Source organism: Pseudoalteromonas apostichopi (assembly GCF_030297135.1).
Lineage (GTDB): Bacteria > Pseudomonadota > Gammaproteobacteria > Enterobacterales > Alteromonadaceae > Pseudoalteromonas > Pseudoalteromonas apostichopi.
On sequence record NZ_AP028066.1, the window covers coordinates 56,811 to 76,413 of the forward strand.

Sequence of the window (19,603 nt, forward strand, 5' to 3'; positions counted from 1 at the left end):
TAAAACTGAACGACCGGATAAAGTTACAGCAACGTTTAAATTGTTACCATTTAGTTAATACAATTTGCTACTTTTGTTTTGTAGGTTTTCATATTTTTAATCGTTAGATTGATCTAGTTGAGTTACTTAAGTTGCGAGTGCAATGCACATTAACAATGAACAGTGCTCTTTTCTTCTCAACTAATTAAATCATAAATGAAGGATTGAAAGATGAAACCTTTTTCAAGGCTTGGTCGCATAAATGCGACCTACTTGGCTATGCTCGGCTTGAGTTTAGCGCAACCATCAATGGCACAAGATGTTGCCATCACTAAAACAAAAACAGATGCGCTTACCTTTACACTGATTACAGGGGACAAAGTATCTGCGGTCGTCAATAAAAACGGTGAGTTAGGTGGTATTCGTTTACTCAATGCAGATGGCTCTGATGCAATTACGAGTATTTTTAAACGTGGTAAAAGTACTTATGTTATCCCAACGCAAGCACAAGCCCTTGTAAATTCACAATCAATTGATATGGAATTATTTAATATCAATAAACTTTACGAGTCTGGTTATGATGATGCATCTACTGATGTACTGCCTATAATTGTTGAATATCGCGATGGCAGCCTTGCAGGTACGGCGGTACCAAAGACATTTGCAGGCATATCATTGACTAGCGAAATAGAACTTATCGACAGTGCAGCATTCGCAATTAGTAAAGATAAAGCCGCTCAAGCTTGGCAAACGCTAGCATCACAAGCTGACGTAGAAGGTGTTTGGTTAGATGCTATCGTTCATGCTCATAAAGTCTCAAAGTCAGATACATTAACACCGACAGTACCTTTAACCGGCGCTTATGGTGAAGCAGCCATTAATTACAATGGAGCAGGTATTAAAGTAGCCGTTCTTGATACAGGCTATGACACTGAACACCCTGATTTACATGGACGTGTAGTTGCATCTCGTGATTTTACATATTCAAGTAACGGTGTTGACGATATAAATGGTCACGGTACACACACAGCTTCAACCGTGGCTGGTAATGGCCACGAATCTGATGGTAAATGGGTCGGTGTTGCACCCGGCTCAGAGCTTATTATCGGTAAGGTACTTGGTAATAATGGCGGCGGTTCAACACTAGGAATCCTAAATGGGATGTATTGGGCTGTCATGGATGAACAAGCAGATATTGTTAATATGTCTCTCGGCGGTACGGCAACAACTTGTAGTGGCCCACTCGTTGACATGGTTGAAGCTCTTAGCGAGAAGGCATTATTTATTATCTCGGCAGGTAATAGTTTTACCCGTGAAACTATTGGTTCACCGGGCTGTGCGCCAAGTGCACTAACCGTTGGTGCTATAGATCGTGACGGTAATACAGCTTCGTTCTCTTCGCGCGGTCCATCACCAGATGGTCACTCAGCAAAACCAGATATTACCTCACAAGGTGTGTCAGTTGTAGCAGCTGCATCGGGTGGCTTAGGTGATACTGCATACCGAGTTTACTCTGGTACATCGATGTCAGCCCCCCACGTAGCTGGAGGAGCAGCTATTGTCATGCAGGCCCGCCATGATTTAACACCACAACAAATAAAAGATGTACTGACTTCATCTGTAAAAATAACCGATTCACATGTACTTGAGCAAGGCGCAGGCCCGATGGATATCAATCGCGCGATTGATCAAGCCATCATTGCCCCACCTAACAGAGAACTTGGCTTTTTTAAGCATACTGAAAACGATGCTTTTACTGAAACATCAGTAACCTTAAAAAATATCTCGCATAAAGATATCACCCTAAAATTAAAACTCGATTTAATTGGTGAAGATGGTAAAACACAATTACCAGCGACACTGGCAGGACTAGCTGCTAAATCAATTACAATACCAGCCAATGGCGAAGCGCAAGTACCAATGTGGATCGACCCGTCTGTTGCATTGAGAAACGGTGCATACGGAGCGATTACTGGTCGTATTACAGGTACTTCAACAAGCCAAAGCAATGAGCAACTTATTGTTCCCGTCTCTTTTTGGATAGATCAACCAAAAGTTTCTCTCACAGTCAACTTAACTGACCGTTGGGGTAATCGTGCAAGTGCTCCTTCAAAGGTGTATCTAATTAATGAAGAAGATGATTGGGGTTCACTTGTCCGACTAAATGGTGGGAAAGCAGAAGCTGAAGTACCTGCTGGTTACTATACTATTGTGGCTAATATCATGACTTACGATAACCCTGACTCAAATTCAGGTCTCGTTGATTCAGCAGCGCAAATGGCCGTTCTAAATAGAAAAATTGATAGTACTACAGTAATTGATTTAGATGCTCGAACAGCTCAACAAGTAACCTTCAAAGCTGAACAACCTCTTGCTCCTCAAGGTTATTCTTTTGGTTTCACCTATGCCCTAGACGATGAAAAAGTAGCGAAACTAGCCGGCATTGAAATGGCTCCAGATTATGTAAGTGATATGTTTGCATGGTCTCAAGGTCATGATGATCGTTTCCGCTCATTTGTCACTACACGCGCACTTGCACCAGAAACAACGGTAAAAATGCAAAATGGCGTTGAGCTTGACTATATTAAGCAAGGCTTAGCACTTTCTTTTCATGGCGAAGGCTCTGCTGAAGTAGTACCAGTAGGTGATGCAGGTTATAGCACTGACTGGAGTCAATTTCAGTTAGAAGGTAAAATAGCCCTTATTACTAACCCTTATTATCTGACTTCTTACATGGTTGGTAACGCGATGAAGAATGGCGCCATTGGCGTAATCTTCTATCGTCCATCTCGTGCAGGTCGCTATAAAGGAACCATTACAGGCACACCTAAAATACCTGTAATTGGTATTAGTTCTGAGCAAGGTAAAACGCTTATGACTGAGATCGAAGCAGGTAATAATATGGTAAGTTGGTCAGGGATTGCAGCCGAACGCTCACCTTATGCCTACTCTATCAATCATATTACTGATGGTCGTATTCAATCAGGTCAAATCAATATCACTGAACATAAGATGCATAAGATCACCGCTTCTTATCATTCACAAAATGATGAACGTCCGTCTTGGACTGATGCGATGGCAATGACCAACAGTACAGGTGAGTTTTACTCTACAGGTAGTACACAGATGATCATGCTACCTCATGTACGTGAAGAGTATTACACAGCCACAACGAAGAATGCGTGGACGAATATCGTCATGCCAAATTATCAAATGCAAAGTTCTGGCGCTTACTTTGATGGTCCACGTACAATGACACCCGCAGAAGAAGAAACAACAACATGGTTCAAAGGCCCTCGTGCTGGTAGCTTAGGCAGCAGTGGTTCGCCAATTATCCGCCGAGATACTAACTTACTCCACTTCAATATTGCAGCCTTTGGCGATGCCTCTAATCACGACGGGATGTTTGGCTATATGGGTAGTTCGGCTTTCGGTTTAACTTTAGATGGTAAGCCTGTATCCCCTTATCAAGGCACCCTAACTCTTGAACCTGGCGACCACCAAATTACACTCGAGGTGCGTTCATACGCACGTAGTGTTGGTGAGCGCTCTCCTGTTAAAGACAACCTAGGATCACTATACCAAGGCTTCTATACTTTTACTGCCAATGAGCAGCATCAAGGTATACAACCAGTACTGATACCTATGATTGATTTACCTGTAGACATCGAAAACACGATGAATGTAGGCGAAGCTGCACAGGTTAAGTTATCAGGCTTACTTGATGGTGTTGGCGAAGTTCCATTAGCAGACGTACAGTTCCAATATGCCTATGGTCAAGAGTGTGCAATTACCTCAATTCCTGCATATATCTACTGCCCTGTATCAGACAAGTTCTCCCCAGAAAACTGGGTTGATGCACAGATACAAAATATTGATGGTGAATGGATTGCGACAATTCCAAATGATGGCAACTCAGGTGATTTTGTCCACATTCGTACTGTTGTAAGTGATTATGGCACAAGCACAGCTGAGCAATTTACATTACGTGCTTATATGCTCAAATAATTAGTTAGCGCTAATCAGCAAAGCCGCCTTCGGGTGGCTTTTTTCATATAAAACATGATGCTTAAACACAATATATTCAAGCATGAATAGGTATTAAGAATCTAAATGCTCATACTGCCCGCGATAAACTTCAAAAGTTTTAACGACGGTATGTTGCTCTTTACTTAGATTATCAAACCAAGTATCAAAACGTTCATCATCATCTTGTTCACTTAGTGCTAAATATTGTGCTAACAGCTCAATAATATCGTTGTGACTACAAGACAAAATATCTACATGATTAGCTAAAATAGAATGGTCTTTATCGCGAAGCATGTTCATTACATTTTGATCTAGTTCTTCACGGCTAGTTTTATCATTCACTTCCATATCCTTCTTTAAAATAAGCACGCATACCTAGTTATAACAGCCTTATCGACAATATCCAGCTTTTTAAAGCTAACTGCTTATTGATTGCTCAGCTTGTATAAATTTAAAACAGAACACAATAAATAAGAATTATTTTCATCTTGATATCAATACACAACCACTATATAGTTGATACATTATCACATAAGATAGAGTTGAATTATGAAGCCCAATATCCACCCTGATTACCAGCAAGTCGCTTTTCATGATACAGCAGCAGACAGCTACTTTATTATTGGTTCTACTATCAAAACTTCGCGTACGATTGAACTTGAGGGAAAAACTTACCCTTATGTACCAATTGATATCTCAAGCGACTCCCATCCGTTTTATACTGGTAAACAAAAAGCCCTAGCAAGCGATGGACGTGTAGCAGCATTTAATCGTCGTTTCAAAAACTTAGCGAGCAAATAGTTACTATAAGGAAAGAACATGAAAGTATTAAGTTCATTAAAAAGTGCTAAGAACCGCCCGGGCTGCCAAATCGTAAAACGTAAGGGTCGTGTCTATGTTATTAATAAAGACAATCCGCGTTTTAAAGCAGTTCAAGGTAAAAAGAAAAAGCGTTAAAAAAGGTGCCTCGGCACCTTTTTAAAATTAAAGTAAATCTAACTTACTTACCAAATAACAACTCCCAAAAGCCTGGTGGCTCATGTAGCTCATGATATTTTTTTCTGAGCTCATCAATAGATTTAAGCGGCGCCTTAGCAGCTTCAAGGCCATGAGTACTTGCAAGCTGCTTAGCTTGTTTTGCTTGCTTTATTACTTTATTCAGCCCTTCTAAAGACGCCGTTTTATGCTGTTTAAAATCAGCTGTTTTAGCTGTCTCTAATAATTCAATAAATTCATCAATAGCTGTATTAAAGGTGGCAAGATCATTAGCACGTACAGAGTTTTTATAAGCAAGTCCCATATTTTTCATATTGGCCTCAAGATCTATACTGGTAGCCGAACCAACACTCGAATAAAACAACAATAAGCTAACGATAAAAATTTTCATAACACTCTCATATATATAACTATTGCAGCATTATAAACCGAAACTCAGGCACAGCCTAATTCTGACATTTAGATTAAGTTCATAACACATCACCTTTATACAAATAAACGCATCAATAATCCCGCCATAATTATAGAAACAAAAACAATCCAACATTAAGTTTTGAAATAAAAAACAAACCCTCCATATAAGTGACTGAAAAAGAAGAGTTAAACTAAATACATTTTGCTACGTATTTTTTATTTGAAATAAACAGGGACAATGATAGAGTAACAACCGTTAACATGTTGGAAACAACATTTAACAAAACCCTTCCAGGGAAAGAACAATAAAATAACAGGTGAAACAATGATAAAAAATAATTATTTAGGTGCCAGCATCAAGCTCGCTCTTTGCTCATCGGCGCTTGCCATTTCTAGCCAATCGATGGCTGCTGAAGATCAAGGTGCTAAATCAATCGACCGAATCGAAGTAACAGGTTCTCGTATTTTACGCGAAGGTGCTATAGCTCCAGCTCCAGTAACGGTTATCAGTGGTGATGACTTAGTTAATACCGGCGCTGTTAATATCGGTGAGGCACTAAATAAATTACCAGCTCTTGGTAATACTTTTTCCCTTTCAAACTCAGGTCGCTTTATCGGTACTGCAGGCCTAAACATTCTTGATTTACGCAACATGGGTACTGACCGTACGCTAGTACTCGTCAATGGTAAACGCCATGTATCTAGCTCTGCGGGCTCTCAATCAGTTGATACCAATACAATTCCTAGTGTATGGGTAGAGCGTGTTGAGATCATCACAGGTGGTGCATCTGCAGTATATGGTGCCGACGCTGTAACAGGCGTAGTTAACTTTATTCTGAAAAAGAACATTGAAGGCTTTAGTGCAAGTGTAACTCGCGGTGAGTCTGACCTTAGCGATTACAATAACGAAAAAGCGACATTCTCATATGGCACAAACTTCGATAATGACCGTGGTAATGTAGCCTTTGCTGTTGAGTATTCAGCACAAGATACGCTCAATGCGCTTGATCACCCATGGACTGACGGCTCTTATCGTAGCATGCGTAACACTGCGCAAACTGAAGAAAACAAAGACGATCCAAATTTCCCTGATTTTATCTACACACCAAATGCCGGCTACTATGCAATCAATAATGCAGGTGTTTTCGCGTTAAGTAATGGCTATGTGAACTCATTCAACCCAGATGGCACTTATCGCGAACTCAATATTGGCGACCAAGTCGACGGCTTATCTTGTGCTAATTGTGATTCGTTTAACCTTGCACAATTCAATGAGATTCAACCTGAATTTGAACGTTACAACGTAAACTTTAAAGTTAACTATGACGTTGCTGAAGATATGAATGCTTACTTTGAAGCAAAATACGTTAACAGCGAAGGCCAAAGCATAGGTCAGCCAGCATTCTTCTTCTTTAATCCAAATAACAGCATTAAGATTGACAACCCTTATCTTGACTCTAGTGTTAAAAATCTAATGGAACAAGAAGGTGTTAGCTCTATTATGGTTAACCGTATGATGACTGATTTAGGTCGTCGTATAGAAAACAACACACGTGAAACAACCCGTTTTGTTACAGGCTTAAAAGGCACTGTATTTACAGATTGGGAATTAGATGCATCGGTTGTTTACGGTCAAACAGATCTAGAGCGCGTTAATGGCGCAAATATGATCATGGCGAACTATTACAATGCCCTGGATGCTATTGATGATGGTTCAGGCAACATTGTTTGTCGTAGTGAAGAAGCACGTGCTGATGGCTGTGTACCAGTAAATATCATGGGCTTTGGTGCACCTAGCCAAGAAGCAATTGACTATATCAATACCGTATCAACAGGTACGTCAACAATCACCCAAACTGTTGTAACAGCATCACTTGCAAACTCTGCAATTTATGAATTACCAGCTGGCTATGTTGGTTTTGCTGCCGGTGTTGAATACCGTAAAGAAGAAAGTGAAACTGAAGAGCCAGACAACGCAGTAGGTACGTTCTTTAACGCGCTGGGTGAAGACAAAGGTGAGTTTGACGTAAATGAAATTTACTTCGAAGCATCAATCCCACTTCTTGCCGACTTACCTCTTGTACAAGACTTAGTCCTAGATACAGCGGTACGTTACGCTGACTACAGCACAATTGGCGATGCAACAAGCTGGAAAGTGGGCTTAGATTGGACTGTTAACGACCAATTACGTGTTCGTGCAACACAATCTGAAGCTCTTCGTGCACCAAACATTGGCGAAATCTTCGGTGCACCTAGCCAAACCTTCTACAGTGTTGACGATCCTTGTTTAGCTGATAACTTAAATGATTTACAAAATTCAGAAGTACGCCGCGCGAACTGTGCAGCCCTTGGTGTGCCTGCAGATTTTGAATCAGATTACGATGCACAAACCCTTGAAGGTTTAGTAAGTGGTAACCGAGATGTGAAAGGTGAAGAGTCAACTAGTACGACTATTGGTTTAGTTTACCAACCTTCATTCCTAGAAAACTCAGTTGTTACAATCGACTATTGGAAAATTGAACTTGAAGACGCAATCTCAACAATTGCATCTCAAGAAATTCTTGATCGCTGTGTTGACGCTGAAGGCGGTATCAATAACCAATACTGTAATTTAATTACACGTGATAGCGCATCAAGTGAAATTACATTGATTCAAAACTCGGTATTAAACGTTTCTGGTCAAGAAGCATCGGGTGTTGACTTTGAGTTAGGTTATGACTTTGATGCATTAGAAGGTAACTTCTCTACACGTTTAATTGGTACGTACTTAATTGAACGTAAAGACTATCCTTTCCAAGATCAACCTGAAGATTATATCGAATATGCAGGTACAACTGGCGAAGCGAAGTGGCAGGCAAACCTTTCAATCTCATATAAGCGTGATGGTTTCTTCACTACGCTTGATACTCGTTATATTGATGAGGTAAGCCTTTATACAGACCAAGATCTAGAAGATAACCCGAATCCAAATAGCTTAACTAAATTTGGTACCTATGTTATCTCTGATGCAACAGTTGGGTATAACTTCGAAAACGGTTTTGGCGTTAAGCTAGGAGTTGATAACATCTTTAACCGCAAACTTCCATTCGGTACGATAGGTACTGGCTCAGGAAGTGCGAGTTATGACAACATTGGCCGCTTCGGCTACTTAAGACTTTCTTACGACTTCTAATCGTAAAAAATTTGATTCTCTTAGGGCTGCACTTTTATGCAGCCCTTTTTCATTTAAGAAGTCAAAAACGATCTTATTCCAATCCATTACTTAAAACCTATCAATTCAAGTTATATACTAGGGCAAATCAGTCAATTAACTTAACTTACCCATGCTAAAAACGGTATTTTTCACTATCTGCCTATTTTGCTTACCGAGTGTATTTGCCAAGCAAAGTGTTATTTTTATAAATCCTGGCCATGCCGATACTAATGTCACGGGCCCGTTTTGGTTTGAAGTGTCGCAGATGATGCGTGACGCTGCCAAAGACTTTGATCTCGATTTAACCATCCATTATGCCAACCGAAATCATATTGAAATGAAGTCATTAGTGGCTAAAGCGATTAAAGCAAAGCCAGATATGCTGATTTTAGTTGATGAGAAAAGCGTGCTAACCCAACATCTTTTGAGCATAGAACACACTTCTACGCCGATCTACTTTTTACTTAACCGCCCATCTGAAAAAGAACTAAAAAGATTGATTGATCATGGTATTAATATCACAGGTAGCGTGGTACCCGATAATAAACAAGCGGGGCAACTTCTTGCCAATAAGCTGATTGAAAATAGTCAACAAGCTGCTAGTGTTTTTGCGATTAATGGCGATTACACGACTCATGCAGCACTTGATAGGGAGCAAGGTTTAAAACAAAGTGTATTAACGCATGATAATACACACATCACGGCGAAAACAGTTGCCAACTGGTCAGCAACACAAGCGTATCGTCATAGCCTTGGCTTTTTTAGCCATCAACCAACCATTAATATTGTTTGGGCAGCCAACGATGCTATGGCCTTAGGAGCGATTGCTGCGCTTGATGAATTAAACAAACGCAAAGAAGTATTAGTTGGTGCAATTAACTGGCCGCTTCGAGCTGTAGCAGAAAAAATAGACGTCACTATCGGTGGTCATGTTACGCTGGGGGCTTTAGCAGTGGTGAATATCCATGACTTACTGAATAAACACTCCTCTGGACCTATTCATCAAAAAGTGGCCATTTTCAGTCAACATAACGAACAAACGCTTAAACTCGTTGAACAAATTCACAGTGATAACTTGGCAATTAACTTTCGCGTTTTCAGTAAAGCACATATAACACCTCTTCCTTTTAGTGTTGAATCTCTTCTCTTAGAGGCAACAAAAAGCGCACTGTAAAGGGCATTTACAGTGCCTGCCTTCATTTATTGCTGAGCCATACAGCTTGGTATGGGGTTAGCGACATGGTTTTTGTCTGCTCGGTAATTTGCTCACCGCTGATTAAATCACGCCACTGCTCAGTACCAATCAAATTTAAGTCGGCAAGAGTAAGAGTTTGCGTCTCGTCACTAATGTTATAAACACAAAACATACTTTGCGAACGGTTGATACTTTGTCGCCAAAAACCAAATAACCCCTCGCTTAAATGTAATGTATATTGCGTTGCATTAGGGTGAAAAGCGCTTTGTGCCTTACGAATAGCCATTAGGTTTTTCATCGCTTTAAACACAGTACGATGATGAGCATTTTCGTTACTCAACTTGGCAAGTAAATCTGACTCTTGCCAGCGGTGACGGTTAATCGCTCGGTTATGTTGGCTGTTTTCAAAGCGTTCATAATCATTGGTAGTACCGAGTAAGCTATGAATATACAAACCTGGAATACCTTCAAGTGCAAACATAATGGCATGCGCACATAAAAAGCGTGCAACCCCCCATTTATCTGGGCCTTTATGGGTACCTTGCAGCGCATCAAACAATGCGATGTTTAACTCATAAGGGGTGTTGGTGCCATCTGGTGCGGTACGTAATGATACTTTACCGCCATATTTAGCCGTGGTACTGACCATTTCGGCAATTTCACTTTGCTCCAATAACCCTTCGACAGGCCTTAAACCTATACCATCATGTGATGCTATAAAGTTAAAGTATGCAGTCCCTTCTTGAGGGGGTGGCATGCTCATCATCCAGTGCTTTAATGCGGTGCTATCGCCACTCAGTAAGGTATGTAATAGCAAAGGCGGTAATGAGAAATTGTAAATACAATGTGCTTCGTTGGCATTACCAAAATAAGAGAGGTTTTCGCGGTTTGGAATATTGGTTTCAGTGATAATAATCACGTTAGGCTCAAAATGCTCTATCAGGGTGCGAAGTAATCTGATCACTTCGTGAGTTTCTGGTAGGTTAATGCAGCGGGTATTCAGCTTTTTCCATAAAAATGCCACCGCATCGAGGCGGAAAATTCGTACACCATTATCTAAATAATGACGAATAATGCTGACAAACTCATTGAGCACATCTGGGTTGGCAAAATCAAAGTCGACTTGATCGTGGCTAAACGTACACCATACATGTCGCAAACCGTTTTTTGTTTCAACCGCTTGTAAAAGAGGCGATGTTCGCGGGCGAACAACTTGAACAAGATCGTCACTCGGGCTTGCTGTTTTAAAATAACTCTTACCAGGCTCTTTGCCTTGAATAAAGTTTTCAAACCAAACACTTCTGCTAGAGCAATGATTGATCACTAAATCAGCCATCAACCTGACATCCTTCGAAATATCGCGGATATGCTGCCAACTGCCTAACGCTTCATTCACTTGCACATAGTTCATTACCGCGAAGCCTTCATCTGAACTATACGGGTAAAATGGCAAAATGTGTAATGCATTAAGTTCAGGCAAGCATTGGTTTTTTACAAAGCGATGTAAGGTATGCAAAGGCGGCTCTTCAGGCTTAGCAACCGCTTCATCCGTGTTAGCATGGCGAATAATCGAATCACCATAGGCGATTAAAATCATATCTTGCTCATCCCAACGGTTTTTATGCGGCGTTGGGTCACGGACAGGATCATCACCTAACATGGTATCGATTAATCTGTCTGCGAGTTGTTCAAGCGTTGTTGATAGTTCAACCTCGCCGTAGATGCAGGTTAAATGCTGAATAACCCTTTGTTGGAGTAGCTCTAAAGTCACGTGCCTTCCCCGTTAAATATATTCTTTGTTATCAAGCTCTACGGCTTCTTCTAAGCGAGCAAATACATCTGGCATTGCCGAGGCTACTCTGTTCCAACTCGGCACAAATGGTGCTTCCATTGGGTTTTCTAGAAAATGCTGACCCGCATTCATAATATTTTGTGCAAACATTTCAACGGCTTTCTCTTCTTGGTGAATATCCAATGTTAAACCATTCATAAGCGCATCATTGTGATATGTTTCAATAAAGTCGAGGGCGATACGATAATACGTTGCTTTTAATGAACGAATTGTTTCGCTCGTAAAAGTAACCCCTTGAGTAGCCAGCTTTCTGAATAGAGCTTTAGTTATATCAATCGACATTTTCGACAAGCCCGCAGCTTGATTGCCTAGTGATAAGTCTTGATGTTTATGGTCATAGTTATCAGCAATATCAACCTGACATAAACGATTATGCGAGTAATTGCGATACATCTCTGATAACACGCCAATTTCTAAGCCCCAGTCACTTGGAATACGGATATCGTTGAGTACATCGCGACGGAATGAAAACTCTCCAGCTAATGGATATCGAAACGAATCCATATACTCTAGATAATCACTACTGCCCAAGATCGTTTTAAATGAACGCAGTAATGGCGTAACTAATAAACGAGATACACGGCCATTGATTTTGCCTTCTGCAGTGCGAGGGTAAAACCCTTTACAAAACTCATAGTTAAAACGAGGATGAGCAACAGGGTAAATCAAGCGAGCTAAAAGTGCTCTATCGTATGTCAATATATCACAGTCATGTAATGCAATTGATTCCACTTTTGAGGTGGCGAGTTTATAACCCATGCAATACCAAACATTACGGCCTTTACCTAATTCTCGTGGCGCAACACCTAACTTTTGAAGTTCTTTATCAAGGGCTTGTAGACGCGGGCCATCATTCCAAAGTACCTTATGGTGTTGATCAAGCTCTGCAAAAAACTGCAGTGCATGGCGATATTGGCTTTCGTCGGCGCGATCAAGGCCAATGGTTATTTGCGATAAGTAAGGCACATGTTTCAGCTCAGCAATAATATTTTGCAAAGCTGGCCCTTCTAACTCACTGTAAAGCGAGGGTAATATAAGGCCCATTGGGCGTTGTTTAGAAAAGCCCAACAACTCTTTTTCTAGTTCTTCTACTGGGCGATCAGCAATATTGTGTAGCGTAGTGATAATGCCATTTTGATAGAAATCAGCCATGAGATTGCTCCTGTTTTGCTGCAAAACGCGCTTTGATGATAGTTAACGCAGAAACTTCTTGAACCCAACCCGCAGGGGCTGGTTTTTCGCTGAGCTGCCAGGCTTTTTGTAGTATTTGTGATTGAACTTGGCTGCCAGGGTTATTGATTAATATGGCGGTATCGGCCGCCTTTAGCATGGCTACATCGTTTTGACTGTCGCCAAGGGCAATCACAGTAAATGGATTGCGATAGGCTTTTTTAAACTGATTTAACAGCCACTTTTGTGCAAGCCCTTTGTTGTTACCTTTGGTTAAATGGATAAAACGCCCGCCAACAAGCACTTCGTAGCCAGCTTGGCTCATTGCATCTATCAGGCCTTGTTTTTCTTCATCGCTGCCCGAGAAACAAACCGGATCTGAGTACTGTCTTTGTAAAGCCAGTTCACTTTTATCGACGGGTAGCCCTGTTAATTCGGCTATTTCTTGTGCACTAAATTGACTAAATAAGCGTACACAATGACTATAATCACTCGCATATCGTTTAAGATCTTCATGCAATTTATCGGTACTTTGTGTCATAGCGAAGCGCCAATAACCTTGATATTCATCACAGCCAATCGGCTTTACTTTAAAATAGTCTTTCGGGATGTAAACAGCCGCGCCATTTTCAACAATAAAAGGTTGATGATGAGCCAAACCGTTTTGAATATCAGTGACTTCAGCAAAGGTTTTGCTGGTATTAAAAATGACATTGACACCGGTATCATTCAACTTTGCCAAAAATGGTTTGATCACCTCACATTCGTAGCTATCGTGATCGAGCAATGTGCCGTCTAAGTCAGTAAAAATAAGTGGCTGAGCAATTTGGTCAGCGAGTAGTTCCATCTTAGTGATGTCACGCTCTGTGTCGAGCAATAATAAAGCATCTACACTCTGCGCGAGGGTTGCTAAATTTTCACGCGTAATACGCTCAAAATGAGAGATAAAACGTTTTAAACTCTGTTCATCAAAAGTACCCTGCCCTTCGCCTTTTTTGGCGATTAACTTATGCTCCTGCTCTAACCGCCAAGCATACACATCTTCAAATGAAGGCGCTTTTAACATAATGGTGTAATCAGCCATTGCGAATACATTTTGATATTCATTCGCTAAGCAACTATTTACGCAGCGACGCCAAATGCCGTCGGCATCTTCTAGTTGCTCTAATTCATTAACTGGAGTTTGTAGTTGATAAGGTTGCTGCGGTGTACTGGCTACACACCAGCCTTCAAAAAACACGATATCAATCGGTTTTTGGTTACTAGGCCATTGCGATTGTGGCACAGGATCATCGGTTAGCTTGTCAAATTGAGGTAGTGGCACATCCATTTTACCTGCCAACAAAGCCGATAAGGTTTGTTCCATTAATTGCGTATCATGCGTACCCGGTACCCCACGACTCGCAAACAAAGGATGAACATCTTTAGCAAGCTCATTGCGTGCATCACGGCTTAAATAAAAGTCATCGATTGATAATGACACGCTATTAAATTCGGTATTACTATTAACCCAAGTCACTAAAAAATCAGCGAGAGTTGTTTTACCTGAACCTTGGCAGCCGTTGATAGCCACCAACATAGGTTGGCCGGTCATTTTTGCGCTCAAGATATCGTGCGCGAGGGGTATAAAAAACTGCTCACTTAAGTATTGATACTTGAGTGGTAACTGATGCTTCGCTAAAAACGGGGTAATATCCACAACATTTGCCTCTTGCATAATCGCTCCTACCAGTATGACATAGAGATAAATGCAGTTAGTAGACCAGTTTTATAATTCCTTATTTTTTATATAGTTACAAAAAAAGCGCATATTTAATGCGCTTTTTTGGTGCAATATTCCAGCAGTTATTCAGTTCTAATCAGCTTGTTGCACTGCTTTGGGGAGGACAGCATTTAAGATAATCCCCAAAATTGCGCATAAGCTCACACCCTGCAAACTAAACTCGTCACCACCAATATGCATACCACCGATTCCAAACACTAAAATCAGTGCGATGATAGTCAGGTTACGAGGCGCAGTAAGGTCCTCACCTGATTTTACTAAGGTATTTAAACCAACAACAGCAATAGAACCAAATAGTAAAATCATGATGCCACCCATCACAGGAACCGGAATAGTTTGTAATCCCGCGCCCATTTTTGCCACAAACGCGAGCACAATTGCGATGATTGCAGTCCAAAGCATCACTCGAGGGTTGAAGTTACGCGTAAGCATAACCGCACCTGTTACTTCAGAGTAAGTAGTATTAGGTGGACCACCAAAAACCGATGCCGCAGAGGTTGCTAAGCCATCACCGAGTAAAGTGCGATGTAAACCCGGTTTCTTTAAATAGTCTTTACCTGTTACTTGGCTAATTGCCATCATGTCACCAATATGTTCAATGGCCGGAGCAATTGCCACAGGTACCATAAACAAAATAGCTTGCCACTTAAACTCAGGATAAGTAAATGCCGGCACAGCAAACCAGTTTGCTTGAGTAACCGCACTAAATTCAACAATACCTATAAATAACGAAGCAAGGTAACCTGCAATAACGCCAGCGAGAATAGGGATAAGTTTAAATACACCTTTGCCCCAAACAGCAAAAATTAACGTAACCAGTAATGATAAACCTGAAACCCAAATAGCTTGCGCATAAGGAACTAATTGCGCACTGCCATCACCAGCTTTACCCATTGCCATATTCACGGCAACCGGCGCTAAGGCTAAACCTATCACCATAATAACTGGGCCAACAACCACAGGCGGTAACACTTTATGCAGAGCATTTACGCCTTTAAACTTTACAATCAAGCTAAGCGCAAAATAGCAAAAGCCTGCCACCATTAAACCGCCCATTGTTGCAGGAATGCCCCACATTTGTACTGAGGCGATAATGGGTGCAATAAAAGCAAAAGACGATGCTAAAAAGATAGGAACTTGGCCTTTGGTAACCACATGAAACAGTAACGTTCCTAAGCCTGCGGTAAATAAAGCCACATTTGGGTCAAGGCCTGTCAGTAACGGCACAAGTACCAATGCACCAAATGCTACAAACAGCATTTGCGCGCCTGTTAGAATGGTTTTTAACGAAAATGTTTGATGATTTTCCACGTGAGCGCCTTACACTGTGCCAAAAATCTTATCACCGGCATCTCCTAAGCCTGGAATAATATATCCTTTTTCGTTTAAGTGACTGTCTAAAGATGCTGTGAAAATTTCAACATCTGGGTGCGCTGCAAGGGTTTTTTCTACGCCTTCTGGTGCAGCCACTAATACAATCACTTTAATATCTTTACAGCCTGCTTTTTTCAGCATATCGATAGTTGCGATCATTGAGCCGCCCGTTGCCAGCATTGGGTCAATAACAAGACTTAAACGCTCATCAATTTTGCCAACTAGTTTTTCAAAATAAGGCACTGGTTCAAGTGTTTCTTCATTGCGCTGAAGACCTACCACACTTACTTTTGCAGCAGGTAATAATTGCATTACGCCATCCATCATGCCAAGACCGGCGCGAAGAATAGGCACAACAGTAATTTTTTTTCCTTTAATATGCTCTACATCTAAAGTTGAACCATCCCACCCTGTGATTTGCACGCTTTCTAATGGTAGGTTTTTTGTTGCTTCGTAAGTAAGCAAGGTACCTACTTCAGACGAAAGCTCACGGAAACTTTTTGTGCTAATACCTTGTGCGCGCATAAGGCCAAGTTTGTGTTGAACTAACGGATGAGTAATTACATGGATAGACATAAGTAGAACCTAAATGAAATAAATTACGCCTATTTTAGCGCAAAATAGTCTTCTCGACTGCAAAAAATGCACACTCACTGCATTAATTTCTTGTTCTGGTCTAAAATCATACAGGACATTGCAAATATTAATTTTTTTGCAACAACACGTATCGGCAATCTTTAACACTTTATTTATTTTTGGCCCTGCAGTAATGAAAACGTTTATCCTTACTTCGATACTACTTTGTAGCTTTTGCCTACCTACCCACAGTGAAACACTCAATATTCAAGTTATGGCTGATTTTGTTCCGCAAGATGGTGGTAATCCAAAAAATGAAGCCACCAAGTTCTTACTTGCTGTTGCAACTGAGCTAGGCGATGAAATCAGCCTGCGCTTTATACCTGCAAGCCGGTTAAGAGAATGGCAGCAATTAAGCAAAATGAATAATGCTTGCTTGTACAATAAATTAAAAACCCCTGAGCGCGAGGCCCATGCTGTGTTCAGCCAATACCCAATAATGGCTTTTCCCCCTAATAAGCTAGTGGTATTTAATAAGCCCACCATTCCAGACTCAATCACACTAGTGCAAGCTATTTTTCAATACGATTTAACAATAGGCATAGTTAAAGGTCGGTCATACTCAGAAGAGATTGATCAGTTTGTACGTTTAAATGATGAGCATTTTTTCATACTCGATGGGGCAAGAAATGCACCAAGGCTCGGACAAATGTTATTTCAAAATAAAATTGATGCCGTTTTAGAATATCAAACTATATTTAGTAACCGTTATAAACGAGCACAGGATCTAAGTAGTATTCGCTATATCAGCCTTAAGCCAGAAAAAGTCGCGGTGTTTGGTTATATTGCTTGTTCACCAACAGAGGTCGGCAAACAAGCAGTCGCGCTGTTCGACAAGGCGCTTAAAACCGAAAAGATACGCACTTTAATTAGTGAGCGGCTAATGGCACTATTTCATGAAGGTGAAAACACCCAAATTGTAAATGCCTTCAATGCAGCGTTTGAGCACTAAGCCGATAAAATCTGTTCCATAACCCAGCTTGTATGTAGTGCGGTTTCACCGGTGGATGGGTGTGGCTGCTGAGCATGAAAATAGTTTGCAATGTTTTCAACATGATATTGTTGAATATGTGCAGGGTTATCAACTATGAACTGTTGTTTGCCCTGTGCGTTGTTAAGCACAATCGGCTTTTCATCAAAAACACTAAAGCTAAGCTCGCCTTCACTGCCATAAATCATCACATCATCAAAACGATTCGCTGAAGCAAAGTTCCAGCTCCCAGTGCCGGTAACGCCAGAATGATGCTGCCAGTGCGCAGTAATAGCATCAAATGCAGAATATAAGCCTCGTTGATTGGCACATAAACCATGCACCTTATTAAAATCACCTAAAAGGTAGGCAAGTAAATCAAGGCCATGGCTGGCTAAATCGTCAAAGTAACCACCTCGTGCCACGTTTTGATCTGTGCGCCAGTTATACTCACCCGATAAATCAAGGGCGTTAGGAGCTTTACTTAAATGCCAACTAACATGACGAGGCTTACCAATAACACCTTGTTCTAGTAACTGTTTAACTTGATTAAAGCGCGGTAACGAACGGCGATAATAAGCCACAAATAGCGGCTGTTTAGCCTCTTTAAACGCTGCGACAATGTCAAGGCTATCTTGATAACTCGGTGCCAGCGGCTTTTCAATACAGCAAGGTTTACCTGCCGCTGCAACCTCAAGAGCATACGCTTTATGGCTATCTGGCGGCGTGGCAATATATACTGCATCAACACTGTTATCGTTAATTAGTTCGCTTGGCGATGCGAACACCTTTGCAACATTATGGCGTTTAGCGTAATCATGGGCTTTTTCAAGGTCGCGGCGTGTCACCCCAATAAGCGCAATACCTTCTGCTTGTTGATAAGCAGGGCCGCTTTTCAGTTCGGTTACTGCACCACAGCCGATAATGGCAAATCGCATTGGCTTATTCATTGTTAATCCTTTATTTCTAAATACGTTACAAATTGCTGCTGCATGTAGCCGTTTATTTTTGCATGATCAGGGCTCCAACCTGCTAAAAAGCGATAAAAATCGCTCCATGCGTAACACCAAAGCGCTTGCCAACTGCTAACGACATGCGCAGGATTGACACTCGGTTGATAGCGCTTTAGTGCTTGTGTGAAGGTATCAAAATAGCGATTTAAATAGTCATCTGCAACTGATTTTAATGCTGCATCATCTAAACAACTACCTAAAAAGTACATCACATCAATCACCCCAATTCCCTTGCCAACGTATTGAAAATCATAGCCAAGAACGTGCTGGTTTTGTGGCAAAATAGCAAAATTGGCAAGCTTAGCATCGCCATGAATTAACGTTTGGTAAGGTGACTCACTCAACGCAGTATCAATAGCGTGTGCCTGCGCTTTTAAGCTTAAATCGCTCATACGCTGTAGCTCATCAGGCCGCGTTGCTAAATGCCAGTAACTACCTCGCGGCCAAAGTCCACCAGCAGAGCTTGCTAAATGAAAAGCATGAAAATGTGCAAGCCAGTTTATAATTGCTTGAATGTCGCTGTGTGTAGCACTTGCTTGCTGGTAGCCAAGTGCACTGAAATCACTAAATAACAGCGCTTGCTTACTGCCCTCTTGTATTGCCTCAATGCAGTGGATAGCCGCAGCTTCATGGGGTAATTGCTTAGCGTAACGCCGATACCAATTAAATTCGACTAAGTAAGATTGGCGCTTTCTGGCAAGCGCAAAATCACTTTGTTTTATACGACTATGATTGATCTGGCTAGGCACTTCAATCGCTTTAATTACCGCAGCAGTACCATCCATTTGGCAACGAATAATCTCACCGCAACCGCTCCATACTGATGCCGCTTGCTGCAAACCTGTAATGTTTGAAAAGTGAGATGTAACAAATTGCCTAAGATCCATAACGCTCTGTAATTTATATAAACTGATGGCAATGGTAGGTGAAATTAGCTACTGGCACAACGGCCTATAGGCAATAAAAAACCCGTGCTAAACACGGGTTTTCGAAGATAAA

General features: G+C 41.2%; 15 protein-coding genes. 6 read left to right on the forward strand and 9 right to left on the reverse strand.

Translation table 11 applies throughout. The features are described from left to right. The first annotated feature begins 210 nt into the window (after positions 1 to 210). A complete protein-coding gene (locus QUE86_RS16415) occupies positions 211 to 3,987 on the forward strand; it encodes a S8 family serine peptidase (RefSeq protein WP_286260659.1) in 3,777 nt (1,258 codons plus the stop codon). A gap of 93 nt (positions 3,988 to 4,080) precedes the next feature. Here QUE86_RS16415 and QUE86_RS16420 read toward each other — a convergent pair whose 3' ends face one another. Next, entirely contained in the window at positions 4,081 to 4,308 is a 228-nt protein-coding gene (locus QUE86_RS16420; protein WP_372799648.1) for a hypothetical protein, read from the reverse strand. Between the two features lie 249 nt (positions 4,309 to 4,557). Here QUE86_RS16420 and QUE86_RS16425 point away from each other — a divergent pair, with 249 nt between their 5' ends. Both QUE86_RS16425 and ykgO read left to right on the forward strand, forming a co-directional pair. Then, positions 4,558 to 4,809 carry a type B 50S ribosomal protein L31 gene (locus tag QUE86_RS16425; protein ID WP_130052724.1) on the forward strand — a complete coding sequence of 84 codons (252 nt, stop codon included), beginning with the start codon at positions 4,558 to 4,560 and terminating at the stop codon, positions 4,807 to 4,809. 18 nt (positions 4,810 to 4,827) lie between these two features. After that, on the forward strand, positions 4,828 to 4,965 hold the full coding sequence (gene ykgO / locus QUE86_RS16430) for a type B 50S ribosomal protein L36 (protein WP_054554561.1): 138 nt from the start codon (positions 4,828 to 4,830) through the stop codon (positions 4,963 to 4,965). Between the two features lie 43 nt (positions 4,966 to 5,008). On the opposite strand, the gene QUE86_RS16435 is transcribed toward ykgO, so the two are convergent. Beyond that, the gene (locus QUE86_RS16435; RefSeq protein WP_286260660.1) at positions 5,009 to 5,395 is read right to left on the reverse strand and encodes a cytochrome b562; all 387 of its coding nucleotides are present in this window, start codon (positions 5,393 to 5,395) and stop codon (positions 5,009 to 5,011) included. Positions 5,396 to 5,743: 348 nt separating this feature from the next. Here QUE86_RS16435 and QUE86_RS16440 point away from each other — a divergent pair, with 348 nt between their 5' ends. Together QUE86_RS16440 and QUE86_RS16445 are read left to right on the forward strand one after the other, a co-directional pair. Then, a complete protein-coding gene (locus tag QUE86_RS16440; protein ID WP_130052727.1) occupies positions 5,744 to 8,590 on the forward strand; it encodes a TonB-dependent receptor plug domain-containing protein in 2,847 nt (948 codons plus the stop codon). Between the two features lie 151 nt (positions 8,591 to 8,741). Beyond that, entirely contained in the window at positions 8,742 to 9,785 is a 1,044-nt protein-coding gene (locus QUE86_RS16445) for an ABC transporter substrate-binding protein (protein ID WP_250662225.1), read from the forward strand. 22 nt (positions 9,786 to 9,807) lie between these two features. On the opposite strand, the gene QUE86_RS16450 is transcribed toward QUE86_RS16445, so the two are convergent. From QUE86_RS16450 to upp, 5 genes are all read right to left on the reverse strand, one after another. Next, on the reverse strand, positions 9,808 to 11,577 hold the full coding sequence (locus tag QUE86_RS16450) for a sugar phosphorylase (protein ID WP_286260661.1): 1,770 nt from the start codon (positions 11,575 to 11,577) through the stop codon (positions 9,808 to 9,810). A 12-nt stretch (positions 11,578 to 11,589) separates the two neighbouring features. Further along, complete coding sequence (locus QUE86_RS16455) at positions 11,590 to 12,810, reverse strand: glycosyltransferase family protein (protein ID WP_130052730.1); 1,221 nt, start codon at positions 12,808 to 12,810, stop codon at positions 11,590 to 11,592. Further along, positions 12,803 to 14,545 (reverse strand): HAD-IIB family hydrolase, encoded by a 1,743-nt coding sequence (locus QUE86_RS16460; RefSeq protein WP_130052731.1) that lies wholly within the window; start codon positions 14,543 to 14,545, stop codon positions 12,803 to 12,805. Before QUE86_RS16460 ends, QUE86_RS16455 begins: the two co-directional genes overlap by 8 nt. 138 nt (positions 14,546 to 14,683) lie before the next feature. Continuing rightward, the gene (locus tag QUE86_RS16465; RefSeq protein ID WP_130052732.1) at positions 14,684 to 15,922 is read right to left on the reverse strand and encodes a uracil-xanthine permease family protein; all 1,239 of its coding nucleotides are present in this window, start codon (positions 15,920 to 15,922) and stop codon (positions 14,684 to 14,686) included. 9 nt (positions 15,923 to 15,931) lie between these two features. Continuing rightward, positions 15,932 to 16,561 (reverse strand): uracil phosphoribosyltransferase, encoded by a 630-nt coding sequence (gene upp / locus QUE86_RS16470; protein ID WP_130052733.1) that lies wholly within the window; start codon positions 16,559 to 16,561, stop codon positions 15,932 to 15,934. A gap of 193 nt (positions 16,562 to 16,754) precedes the next feature. On the opposite strand from upp, the gene QUE86_RS16475 reads away from it, so the two are divergent. Next, on the forward strand, positions 16,755 to 17,573 hold the full coding sequence (locus QUE86_RS16475; RefSeq protein WP_286260662.1) for a hypothetical protein: 819 nt from the start codon (positions 16,755 to 16,757) through the stop codon (positions 17,571 to 17,573). Here the strand turns inward: QUE86_RS16475 and QUE86_RS16480 are convergent. Next, positions 17,570 to 18,541, reverse strand: a complete 972-nt coding sequence (locus QUE86_RS16480; RefSeq protein ID WP_286260663.1) for a Gfo/Idh/MocA family protein — start codon at positions 18,539 to 18,541, stop codon at positions 17,570 to 17,572. The genes QUE86_RS16475 and QUE86_RS16480 overlap by 4 nt on opposite strands. Before the next feature lie 2 nt (positions 18,542 to 18,543). Then, a complete protein-coding gene (locus QUE86_RS16485; RefSeq protein ID WP_250662232.1) occupies positions 18,544 to 19,491 on the reverse strand; it encodes a phosphotransferase in 948 nt (315 codons plus the stop codon). Positions 19,492 to 19,603 lie beyond the last annotated feature (112 nt).